The 11,201-nt window shown below is 71.2% G+C and carries 12 protein-coding genes; 10 read left to right on the plus strand and 2 right to left on the minus strand.

Going from position 1 to position 11,201, the window contains the following annotated elements; all coding sequences use genetic code 11:
* The first annotated feature begins 83 nt into the window (after positions 1-83).
* Entirely contained in the window at positions 84-1,535 is a 1,452-nt protein-coding gene (locus CLV43_RS31015) for a PP2C family protein-serine/threonine phosphatase (RefSeq protein ID WP_245887117.1), read from the plus strand.
* A 253-nt stretch (positions 1,536-1,788) separates the two neighbouring features.
* Here the strand turns inward: CLV43_RS31015 and CLV43_RS48015 are convergent, their stop codons facing one another.
* Entirely contained in the window at positions 1,789-1,944 is a 156-nt protein-coding gene (locus tag CLV43_RS48015; protein ID WP_170156091.1) for a hypothetical protein, read from the minus strand.
* A gap of 883 nt (positions 1,945-2,827) precedes the next feature.
* Between CLV43_RS48015 and CLV43_RS31020 the strand changes: the two genes are divergently transcribed.
* From CLV43_RS31020 to pcaC, 8 genes are all read left to right on the plus strand, one after another.
* Positions 2,828-3,313 (plus strand): hypothetical protein, encoded by a 486-nt coding sequence (locus tag CLV43_RS31020; protein WP_245887118.1) that lies wholly within the window; start codon positions 2,828-2,830, stop codon positions 3,311-3,313.
* Between the two features lie 251 nt (positions 3,314-3,564).
* A complete protein-coding gene (locus tag CLV43_RS31025) occupies positions 3,565-4,362 on the plus strand; it encodes a CoA transferase subunit A (RefSeq protein ID WP_106191562.1) in 798 nt (265 codons plus the stop codon).
* Positions 4,359-5,105: a CoA-transferase subunit beta gene (locus CLV43_RS31030; RefSeq protein ID WP_245887119.1), complete on the plus strand. Its 747-nt coding sequence runs from the start codon at positions 4,359-4,361 to the stop codon at positions 5,103-5,105. Before CLV43_RS31025 ends, CLV43_RS31030 begins: the two co-directional genes overlap by 4 nt.
* 17 nt (positions 5,106-5,122) lie before the next feature.
* Positions 5,123-5,863 carry a protocatechuate 3,4-dioxygenase subunit beta gene (gene pcaH / locus CLV43_RS31035; protein WP_106191564.1) on the plus strand — a complete coding sequence of 247 codons (741 nt, stop codon included), beginning with the start codon at positions 5,123-5,125 and terminating at the stop codon, positions 5,861-5,863.
* On the plus strand, positions 5,856-6,416 hold the full coding sequence (pcaG, locus tag CLV43_RS31040) for a protocatechuate 3,4-dioxygenase subunit alpha (protein ID WP_106191565.1): 561 nt from the start codon (positions 5,856-5,858) through the stop codon (positions 6,414-6,416). The genes pcaH and pcaG overlap by 8 nt, the downstream gene beginning before the upstream one ends.
* Positions 6,391-7,743 carry a 3-carboxy-cis,cis-muconate cycloisomerase gene (gene pcaB / locus CLV43_RS31045; RefSeq protein ID WP_106191567.1) on the plus strand — a complete coding sequence of 451 codons (1,353 nt, stop codon included), beginning with the start codon at positions 6,391-6,393 and terminating at the stop codon, positions 7,741-7,743. Before pcaG ends, pcaB begins: the two co-directional genes overlap by 26 nt.
* Positions 7,740-8,513 carry a 3-oxoadipate enol-lactonase gene (pcaD, locus tag CLV43_RS48020; protein WP_170156092.1) on the plus strand — a complete coding sequence of 258 codons (774 nt, stop codon included), beginning with the start codon at positions 7,740-7,742 and terminating at the stop codon, positions 8,511-8,513. Before pcaB ends, pcaD begins: the two co-directional genes overlap by 4 nt.
* Positions 8,513-8,881, plus strand: coding sequence for a 4-carboxymuconolactone decarboxylase (gene pcaC, locus CLV43_RS48025; RefSeq protein WP_170156093.1), 369 nt, complete (start codon positions 8,513-8,515; stop codon positions 8,879-8,881). The genes pcaD and pcaC overlap by 1 nt, the downstream gene beginning before the upstream one ends.
* A gap of 569 nt (positions 8,882-9,450) precedes the next feature.
* Here pcaC and CLV43_RS31055 read toward each other — a convergent pair.
* Positions 9,451-9,990 carry an MOSC domain-containing protein gene (locus CLV43_RS31055; RefSeq protein WP_106191568.1) on the minus strand — a complete coding sequence of 180 codons (540 nt, stop codon included), beginning with the start codon at positions 9,988-9,990 and terminating at the stop codon, positions 9,451-9,453.
* Positions 9,991-10,191: 201 nt separating this feature from the next.
* Here CLV43_RS31055 and CLV43_RS31060 point away from each other — a divergent pair, with 201 nt between their 5' ends.
* Positions 10,192-11,193, plus strand: a complete 1,002-nt coding sequence (locus CLV43_RS31060) for a LacI family DNA-binding transcriptional regulator (protein ID WP_106191570.1) — start codon at positions 10,192-10,194, stop codon at positions 11,191-11,193.
* Positions 11,194-11,201: the final 8 nt, after the last annotated feature.

Raw genomic sequence — 11,201 nt, forward strand, 5'->3', positions numbered from 1 at the left:
ACGAGCCGGTCCGATAGGTTGAGGACCGCGCCACCACCGTCCCCACACCACCAGGAGCGCAACCGATGGCCCAGGGGCACCGTGTGGACACGGACGCACCGGGGATCGACCTGGGCGGGTGGCGGCGGCTGGTGGACGGGCTGCGCGAGGCCGTCGTCGTGCTGGACCCCGACGACACGATCGCCCTGGTCAACCACGCCGCGACCGAGCTGTACCCGACGTTGGCGCCCGGTCTGCCCCTCACCGCGCCGGGCCGCAGGCAGGCCTTGGGCGACGGCTGGACGGCGTGCTACCTGGACGACCCGGCGACCTGGGACACGGCGTTCCTCGACGAGGCGCTGCGCAGGCTGTCCGCCGCGACCGACCGCGCCGCCACGCTGACCGCCATCGTCGAGCTGGGGTTGGCGCACCTGGCCGACCAGTGCGCGGTGATCGTCCCAGCGCTGCGCGGGCGGGTCGAGTGGTGGTACGGCGCGAAGGGCGCGGGCGAGGTCGTCCGCGGCCGCACCACCCGGCAGTCCGCCGGTGTCGTGACCGGACTGCTCGACGTGCTCGACGGGGTCGTGCGGCACGCCGAGTTCGGCCGCGAGAGCACCCCCGACCTGCCCGTGGACTTCGGCGAGCCCGGTTCGGCGCACGCCGTGCCGCTGATCATCGGCGGCACCTCGCTCGGCGCGCTGGTGCTGGTCAGGCGGGTGCCGAGGGAGCCGTTCACCGACGTCGAGGTCGAGTCGATCCGCCGCTACGGCGACCACGCCGCCCGCGCGCTGGAGGCCGCGATCCGGCACGGCGAGCAGGCCAGGGTCGTCGAGGTCCTGCGCGCCGACCTGCTGCCGTCCCCACTGCCCGAGGTGCCCGGCGCCCTGCTCGCGGCCGCCTACCACCCGGCCGCGCGGCGGACCGAGGTCGGCGGCGACTTCTACGACGTCCACGTCCGCCAGGACGGCACCGCCACGTTCGTGCTCGGCGACGTCTGCGGCAACGGCCTCGAGGCCGCCGTGCACTCCGGCCGCGTCCGGCGCTCCCTGCACACCCTGCTGCTGGTCGAGCAGCGCCCCGCCCAGCTCCTGTACCTGCTCAACGCGGCACTCGTGGCCGCGGGCAGCAAGCTGTTCACCACGCTCGTCGTGGGCACGATCGTGCAGCTCGACGACGGCGGCCTGCGCCTCACCGTGTCGTCCGGCGGCCACCCGCCGCCCATCCTGCTGCACGCGGGCGGCACCGTGGAGGAGGTCGTCGCCAGGGGCGGCATCGTGGGCGTCCTGTCCGACGTCCGCTTCCAGTCCACCTCGGTCGTCGTGAAACCCGGCGAGACCCTCCTCATGTACACCGACGGCATCACCGAGGCCCGCGCCGAGTCCGACCGCGAGGAGCTGTTCGGCGAGGACCGCCTCCAAGCCGTCCTCCGCGAATGCACGGGCCTGCGCGCCGAAGCCGCCGTCGACACCGTCCGCCGCGCCGTCTTCGACTGGCTCGGCCCCTCCGAACACGACGACATCACCCTGCTCGCCATCCAGGCCGCTCCGACGGGCTGATTCCAGGTGGGGCGGGATTCTGGAGTGGTCGAGGTGGAATTCGGGTCGCCGACCAGGTGAACGATGAATGGGCGCGGGAGTTCTGACCAGGGATTACCGTTGCCCCGGGAAACGCGTGGCCGCCATCGTGGCGCGCGGGAATGCTACATTCGGCGGTGCCGGTGAAACATTTTTCACGACTCGCGCGATAGTCCTGTAGCACCACCGGTTGTTAGAGGTCGGGTGGCACGCGTTCGCGCACCACCCGAGCGCACTACTTGACGAGGTCCAGCACCTTGTTGACGAGCTGCATGGCCTCCGTCAGGAATGCAAGAACGATGATGAGCCGGCCGGAGTTGCAGCTCCGGTCGTGCTCACGTCGCGGCTCTTCGCCGAGATCGCCATCGTCCCCTCGTGCGGGGGCGTCCACTTCGCACCCTCTTCCTCACCGGCCGTTCCTCAGCGGGCGGGCGCCGGTCCTTCCCGACCCGATCGGAGTCGGGACGCAGGAGAGCGGATGCGGGTGGAGACCACCTCACCGCGGTGCCGTGACCCCGCGGTGGTGATCAGCTAACCAGGTCGTCCGCGCAGGCGCCTCCGCCCGCGACCAGACCCCTTGGTCTACACCTCTGTGGACGGTCGTCCGTTGACCACCGGTCTGACCTGGTCCAATAGGACGGCCTTTGTGGATGACACGGTTGTCATACCTGCCCGGTCGGGCTTCCGGTGATCGACTGGCTCGCGACGACCGGTGGATCCGATCGGCGAACGGTCCTCGCGGTGCGCTGTGAGCTTCGGGCGAAGTTCACTCGTTCTGGTAGTCAGGTGCCGCTTGCAGCGCGATAGGGACCGTTCATCGTTACCTTCCGTGACGCGAGTGAGTCTCGGGTATCTCGATAGGGTCAACTTCGCGATTTGACTTGCAAAACGGCTAACCGCAAAAGAGCGGGAATTGCCTGGTGATCGGACTGCTTCGAGTCCCGGTGGTCTCGGATCGGCCGAGCGGCCGCGGACACCCGGTTGCTAGCGGAGAGTGATCGACCGGGTGTGCCCGGTCAAGCCGGGTCGGTCTTCGCGCCGCGAGTCCGGGAGTCGGGCGCCCGCCTCCTTGCCCTCGACGGTCAGGAGGTGGTCCGGGTGGACGCGGAGAACGTGGTCGTGCGGTTGTGCGGTGAAGGCATGCGGGCGGAGGTGGAAGGGCGGGAAGGGATGCCCGACGGCTTTTCGGGGAGGCCTGGGAGGCGGCGGGGGATGACTACGAGGCGTGCATCGCGGCGCACTACCTGGCGCGGCACCAGGACACGCCGGAGGAGGTGCTGCGCTGGAACGAGGAGTGCCTCGACCGCGCGGACCGGGTGGGGGACGAGCGGGTGCGCGGGTTCTACCCGTCGTTGCACCTGAACATCGCGCGGGCGCGGCAGGACCTGGGTGACGAGGTCGAGGCGCGGCGGCACTACGAGGCCGCGGCGGGTCGGATCGGGGACGTTCCCGCGGGCCCGTACGGGGACGGGCTGCGGTTCGCGGTCGCGGAGGGGTTGCGGGCGACGGGGAGGGAGGACTTGCGGGGCCCCGCGGACCTCGCGGTGCTGGTGGAGCGGTTGTGCGCCCGTGCCGACCTGAAGGCGCTGGCCGTGCTGCTGCCCGCCTACCTGGGCGACCTCGGCGGCGTCGAGGACCGGACGCGGCTGCTGGCGGCCGTCGGCATGGTGCACGCGAGCCGTTCGTTGCCCGACGACGAGCAGGAGCTGCTGGGACGGGTGGTCGGCGAGCTGACCGCGAGGGCGACGGGCGGTGCCTGACCGGAGGACGTCGTGGTCGGAGGTGTCGGAGCTGAGCCACCGGCGCGAGCACCGGGTGGTCAGGGCGTCGAGACCAGGCGTCGTGGCGGTCCTCGGCTGACCAACGCGCGGCTGTTCCGGCGAACAAGGGCCTTCCACTCAGTGGATACAGGTCTGGCCCGCCCCCTGTGCGCCGACTAGTGTTCGCCCTACGGAGACATGTTCGCTGTGCGAACACCGAGACGTATCGCGCGCATCGAGGAGCAACCCGTATGGCGACCATCGCGCCCTTGGCGCAGGCCGTGTCGGAGGTCGTGCGGGACGGGGACACCGTTGCGTTCGAGGGGTTCACGCACCTGATCCCGTTCGCGGCCGGGCACGAGGTGATTCGGCAGGGCAGGCGGGATCTGACGTTGGTGCGGATGACGCCGGACGTGATCTACGACCAGCTCATCGGCGCCGGCTGCGCCAAGAAGCTCGTCTTCTCCTGGGGCGGCAACCCCGGCGTCGGGTCGTTGCACCGGTTCCGCGACGCGGTCCAGAACGGGTGGCCGGTGCCGTTGGAGTTGGAGGAGCACAGCCACGCGGGCATGGCCAACAGGTACGTGGCCGCGGCCTCCGGTCTGCCGTTCGCGGTGCTGCGCGGGTACGTGGGTACCGACCTCCCGAAGCAGACCGACAACATCAAGCCGATCACGTGCCCGTTCACCGGTGAGGTGCTCACGGCGGTGCCCGCGCTCCGGCTGGACTCCGCCGTGATCCACGCGCAGCGCGCCGACCGCAAGGGCAACGTGCAGCTGTGGGGGATCACCGGCGTGCAGAAGGAGGCCGTGCTGGCGGCCACGCGGTCGCTGGTGACGGTCGAGGAGGTCGTCGACGAGCTGGAGCCGCGGCCCGGAGCGGTGGTGCTGCCGTCCTGGGTGGTGGACTTCGTGGCCGAGGTGCCGGGCGGGGCGCACCCGTCCTACGCGCACGACTACTCGGTGCGGGACAACGACTTCTACCAGCGCTGGGACGCGATCAGCAAGGACCGCGAGAGCTTCGGGGCCTGGTTGGCGGGTGTCGCGTGACCGACTACACCTCCGACGAGATGATGACCGTCGCCGCCGCGCGCGCCCTGGAGAACGGTGCCGTGTGCTTCGTCGGCATCGGACTGCCCAGCACGGCCGCGAACCTCGCCCGCCGTACGCACGCGCCGGACCTGGTGCTGATCTACGAGTCCGGCACGATCGGCTCGAAGCCCGGCACGCTGCCGCTGTCCATCGGGGACGGTGTGCTCGCCGAGACGGCGGACAGCCTGGTCGGCGTGCCCGAGATCTTCAACTACTGGCTGCAGCCCGGCCGGGTCGACGTCGGGTTCCTCGGCGCGGCCCAGCTCGACCGGTTCGCGAACATCAACACGACGGTGATCGGCGGCGACTACCGCGACCCGAAGGTGCGGCTGCCCGGCGCGGGCGGCGCACCGGAGATCGCCGCGTCCTGCCGCGAGGTGTTCATGATCGTCCGGCAGACCGCCCGCGCGTTCGTGGAGCGGGTGGACTTCGTGACCTCACTGGGTTTCGGCACCGGCGCGGGCGACCGGGAACGGCTCGGGCTGCGCGGTGCCGGGCCGCGCCTGGTGATCACCGACCTCGGCGTGCTGCGACCGGACCCGCGGACCTGCGAGCTGACCATGACGCAGCTGCACCCCGGCGTCGACCTCGCCACCGCCAAGGCGCGCACCGGCTGGGACCTCAAGGTCTCGTCGGACCTGGTCACGACCGCGCCGCCCACCGACGCCGAGCTCGCCGCGCTGCGCGAGCTCGCCGCCTGACCCACGGAGGAGTTCCCGTGACCGCCGACACGACGCGCCGCAGGCCGCCGGCGCACTACCGGCCCGACCCCGAGTCGCACCCGCCGGTGTCGTTCCCCGCCTACCGGTCCAACGTCGCCCGCGCGCCCCGGCACCCGCTCGTCCTGCTGCCGCAACGGCTCGGCGAGATCACCGGCCCGCTGCTGGGCGAGGAACGGGTGGGGCGCTACGACAACGACCTGACCATCCAGCACAGCGAGGAGCCGCAGGGCCAGCGGATCGTCGTCGGCGGTCGGGTGCTCGACGGCGACGGCAAACCGATCCCGAACACCCTCGTCGAGGTGTGGCAGGCCAACGCGGGCGGCCGCTACCGGCACGACCTCGACCGGCACCCGGCGCCGCTGGACCCGAACTTCTCCGGGGTCGGCCGCACGCTGACCGACGCCGACGGCAACTACCGGTTCATCACGATCGCGCCCGGCGCGTACCCGTGGAAGAACCACCACAACGCCTGGCGCCCCGCGCACATCCACTTCTCGGTGTTCGGCCGGGCCTTCACCCAGCGGCTGATCACCCAGATGTACTTCCCCGGCGACCCGCTGTTCGACCAGGACCCGATCTTCACCTCCGCCCGTCCCGCCGCGCGCGAGGCGATGGTGGCGAAGTTCGACCTCGACAGCACGATTCCGGAGTGGGCTGTGGGGTACCACTGGGACATCGTGCTGCGCGGCAGCGACCCGACCCCGTTCGAGGACGAGGAAGACCACGACGATGAGTGACCTGCAGACCACGCCGTCCCAGACCGTCGGACCGTTCTTCGCGATCGGGCTGCCCTGGGAGGACGGGCCGTTCGTCGTCGCCCAGGACAGCCCGGACGCGTTCCGGGTCGTCGGCAAGGTGCTCGACGGCGACGGCGCTCCGGTGCCGGACGCGCTCGTCGAGGTGTGGCAGGCCGACCCCGAGGGCCGGTTCGCGCACCCGGACGACCCGCGCGGACCGCTGGCGCGCATGGACTTCCGCGGTTTCGGCCGGTCCGCGACCGACGAGAGCGGCCGGTTCTGGTTCCACACGGTCAAACCCGGCGCGCTGCCGTGCGACGACGGCGAGGAGGCGCCGCACCTCAACGTGTCGGTCTTCTGCCGAGGCATGCTGGTCCGCCTGGTCACCCGGATCTACTTCCCCGACGAGCCCGGCAACGACCAGGACCCGGTGCTGGTCTCGCTGCCCGATCCCGCCCGGCGCGGGACGCTCATCGCGGAGGCGGCGCCGTACGGCTACCGCTTCGACATCCACCTCCAGGGCGACGATGAGACCGTCTTCTTCGACCTCTGACCTCTTCGGTCCGCTCTTCGGCGACCCGCTCGTCGACGCGGAGGTGGGGGACGGGGCGTGGCTGCGCGCCATGCTCGACTTCGAACGCGCGCTCGCGGTCGTGCAGGCGCACGCCGGGATCGTGCCGCAGGAGGCCGCGCGCGCCATCGTGTCCGCGATCGACTCCGCCGCGCCCGACCCGGCGTCGCTCGGCGCCCGCGCCACCGCCTCCGGGAACCCGGTCGTGCCGCTGGTCCGCGACCTCGCCGACGCGCTGCCCGCCGCGGCGAAGGCGTACGTCCACCACGGCGCCACCAGCCAGGACGTCCTCGACACGGCAGCTTCGCTGGTCGCGTTCCGCGCGCTCCGGCCGATCCTCGACGGGCTCGCGGGCGTCGCGGACGAGTGCGAACGGCTCGCGGTCGCGCACCGGGACACGCTGGTCGCGGGCCGGACGCTGGCGCAGCACGCCGTGCCGACGACGTTCGGCCTCAAGTGCGCGGGCTGGCTGGTCGCCGTCGACGAGGCGCGCGACCGGCTCGACGCCGTGCGCGCCGAACGGCTCGCGGTGCAGTTCGGGGGAGCGGCGGGCACGCTCTCCGCACTCGGCGACGCGGGCGCGCCGCTGGTCGACCGGCTCGCCGACGAGCTCGGCCTGGTCGCCCCGGTGCTGCCGTGGCACACCGACCGGACCCGGTTCGCCGAGCTGGCGGGCGCGCTCGGCTCGGTGGCCGGGGTGCTCGCGAAGATCGCGCGGGACGTCCTGCTGATGGCCCAGACCGAGGTGGGCGAGGTCGCCGAGGCCGACGGCGGCACGTCCTCGGCCATGCCCCACAAGCGCAACCCCGTCCGCGCCGTCCTGGTCACCGCCACGACCCGCCGCGTCCCCGGTCTCGTCGCGACCGTCCTGGCGTCGATGGACCACGAGCACGAACGCGCCGCGGGCGCCTGGCACGCCGAGTGGGAGACCTCCTCCGAGCTGTTGCGCCTCGTCGGCGGCGCCGTGCGCGGGACCCAGGAGCTGTTGTCCCGCTTGGAGGTCGACGCCGCCCGCATGCGCCGCAACCTGGACCTCACCGGAGGTCTGCTGCTCGCCGAGAACGTCTCGGTCCGCCTCGCTCCCGCCCTCGGCCGTGCCGGGGCCCAGGACCTCGTCGCGGAGCTGTGCCGCGACGCGGTGGCGCGAGGACTGACGTTGGGGGAGGCTCTGGCGGCGGACGCCAGGGTCCTGGAGCACTTGTCAACGGGGGAGATTGATGAGGCACTTGACCCGTCGGGGTACGTAGGCAGCGCGGCCGCGTTCGTGGACCGCGCTCTGGCGGCACACCAGCGAAAGGCAGACCGGTGAGACTGCACTGCGAACTGAGCGGACCCGACGACGCCCCGGTCCTCGTGATGGGCAGCTCCCTCGGCACGACCAGCGCCCTCTGGGAACCCCAGCTCCCGGTGCTGGAGGAGTTCTTCCGCGTCCTGCGCTTCGACCACCGCGGCCACGGCGCCACCGCCACGGCCACCGGCCCGTTCACCATCGCCGACCTCGGCGCCGACGTCCTTGAGCTCGTCGACTCCCTTGGCGTGCGGCACTTCTCCTACTGCGGGCTCTCCCTGGGCGGCATGATCGGCATGTGGCTGGCCGCCAACGCCCCCGACCGCGTGGACCGCCTCGCCCTCTGCTGCACCACCGCCTCCTTCCCGTCCGCGCAACCGTGGCTCGACCGCGCCGCCACCGTCCGCGAGTCCGGCACGTCCGCCATCGCCGAGTCCGTCGTCGGCCGCTGGTTCACCCACGAGCTGGCCGAGCAGTCACCGGAAGTCGTCAAGTCCTTCCAGCAGACCCTCTCCAGCGTCGACGACCAGACCTACGCCGCCATCTGCGAGGCCATCGCCACCATGGACCTCCGCCCCCAGCTCCCCACCATCGGGGCCCCGACCGTCGTCATCGCCGGCGCCCAGGACGAAGCCACCCCACCCGAGTTCCTCCGCGTCATCGCCGACGCCATCCCCGACGCCGAGCTCTACATCGTCGGCGACGCCGCCCACCTCGCCAACGTCGAGGCCGTCGACGCCGTCTCGGTGATCCTGCACGGCCACCTCACCACCACCGCCAGCGCACGCTGATGTCCTACGAGGAGGGCATGGCCGTCCGCCGGGAAGTGCTCGGCGACGCCCACGTCGACGCCGCCATCGCCAAGACCGACGAGTTCACCACCGACTTCCAGGACCTCATCACCAGGTACGCCTGGGGCGACATCTGGACCAGACCAGGCCTGGACCGCAAAACCAGATCCTGCATCACCCTCGCCATGCTCGCCTCCCTCCAGCACTACGACGAACTCGCCCTGCACGTGAAAGCCGCCCTCCGCAACGGCCTGACCCGCGCCGAAATCAACGAAGTCCTCCTCCAGGTAGCCGTCTACGCCGGCGTCCCCACCGCCAACCGCGCCTTCGCAACCGCCCAGAAAACCTTCGCCACCCTGGACAACTGACAACCCAGCAAGACCAACCACCAACCACAACCACCACCCCCACCCCGTTGGGCGCAGCCCGCCAGCGCGCATCCGGCGCGGAGCGCCTGGGGCCTTGTCGGCGCCAGCCGATGCTTGAGTCGGGCGAAGCCCGATGCCTTGTCCGACGGCGAAGCCGAGGATGCCCTGTCCGACGCGCAGCGAGGATGCCTTGTCCGACGGCGAAGCCGAGGATGCCCTGTCGAGCGCAGCTCGATGCTGGCGAAGCCAGACTTCCCCTCTGCCCCCGATCCACAGCGCCCTCCTGCTTGATCTTGCTTGTCAAGACAGCTTCACCGTCTTGACAAGCAAGATCAAGCATTGAGACAATCGCGCGCCGGGGGCCGGGCTTCGCGCCGACTGACCACAACGCAACCGGCAGCGGGCTTCACGCAGACGCGCACACCACCCCCCACAACCCGTGACCTAACCGTGAGAGCGCTCCCATTGACGCCACACCACACCCCGTGACACCTTTTCCAGCACCTCGATCCCACGAAAGGTGCCCCATGGACGTGGCTACCGTGAGAGCGCTCCCACCAGACGACCCGTTACACCGGCTCCAGTCCCCGGTGCGGCCCGTCCGGCAGCTCCACCTCGACGGGGTCACCGGGCCGGACCGGTCCACCGGCCAGCACGACCCCCATGACTCCCGCCTTTCGCACCAGGTTCCCCGAGGCGTCCCGGCCCAGCACCGCCTTCATCAGCCCCGGACGGAACCCGTCCAGCTGGAGGCAGGGGTTGCGCAGCCCGGTCACCTCGACCACCGCGACGGCCCCCAGGTGGAGCCGTGCGCCGGTGGGCAGGCCGAGCAGGTCCACCCCGCGGGTTGTCACGTTCTCGCCAACCGCGCCGGGCGTCACGTCGTAGCCGAGGCCGCGCAGCTCGTCGTGCAGTTCGGCGTGGACGAGGTGCACCTGGCGCAGGTTCGGCGCGGTGGGATCCCTCCGCGCCCGCGACCGGTGCTGCACCGTCACACCGAGGTGCGCGTCGCCAGCAACTCCGAGGCCGGCGAGCAAGTGGATTTCGTCGACGGTGGGCTTCGTGAACGCGTGCTCCGAGCTGCGGCTGACCGCCTCTATGGTCCCCATGACGGTGACCGTACTGGCGTCCGTCGCAGTTCAGCGGCCGTTTGCCGTAGCTGACCGGGCGTCGCCTTTTCGTTACACAACGAGGTATTGACCATCGGCGTTTCGGCCATGTTAACTGCACCACATCCCTCCCGGAACCGGTTTCGGTACCGGTACCGCGAGGGGATTGACGGTAGCGGACCGCATGACGAGGAGTGCCAGATGCGGGTCACGATCGCCGAGGTCGCCCTCCGCGCCCAGGTGAGCAAGGCGACTGTGTCCCGCGTCCTGAACGGCAAGCCCGATGTGGACGTGACCACCGCGGAGCGGGTCCGGCACGTGATCGACGAGATCGGCTACGTGCCCAGCGCACGCGCCGTCGGACTCGCCCGCGGCCGGGCCCGCACCGTCGGGATGCTCGCCCCGTCGCTCACCTGGCCGTGGATGGGCGAGGTCCTGCAGGGCATCGTCGACACGCTGGAGGCGGAGGGCTACGGTCTGCTGCTCTACACCGTGAACCGGGGTCCGGACTCGCTCAGCCAGTTCGCCAGCCACGTCTCGGCCAACGCCTTCGACGGGTTGCTGGTGATAGAGCCGCCGGACACCCTCAACTACATAGCAACGCTGTACGCGCAGGGCCTGCCGGTCGTCATGATCGACGACCGCGGCTCGCACCCGCAGTTCCCCTCGGTCGCCACCACCAACCGGGAGGGTGCGCAGGGTGCCGCGCGCCACCTGCTCGCCGCGGGGCGCACCAAGTTCGCCGTCGTGACCGGCCCGATGCAGTTCGGCTGCACCAGGGAACGGCTCGACGGGTTCCGCGACGCGCTCGCCGCCGCCGGCCTGTCGGTGGACCCCCGTCTCGTCGTCGATGGTGACTTCACCACCGACGGAGGTACGGTGGCCACCGAGAAGCTGCTGTCGACGGGCATCCCGTTCGACGGGGTCTTCGCGCACAACGACCTCTCCGCGATGGGTGTGCTGCGCGCGCTGCGCAAGGTGGGCCGGGACGTGCCCGGTGACGTGTCCGTCGTCGGCTTCGACGACGTGCCCATCGCCTCGCACGCCGAGCCCTCGCTCACCACCGTCCGGCAGCCGCTCCAGGAGATGGGCGTGGCGGCCGCGCGGATGCTGCTTTCCCACTTCGGCGGCGAGGCGCTGCCGGAGAAACCACTCGTGCTGCCGACCTCGCTCGTGGTCCGACAGTCAGCTCCACAGAACTAGCGCCACAC

The organism is Umezawaea tangerina (assembly GCF_003002815.1).
In the GTDB taxonomy this organism is placed as follows: domain Bacteria; phylum Actinomycetota; class Actinomycetes; order Mycobacteriales; family Pseudonocardiaceae; genus Umezawaea; species Umezawaea tangerina.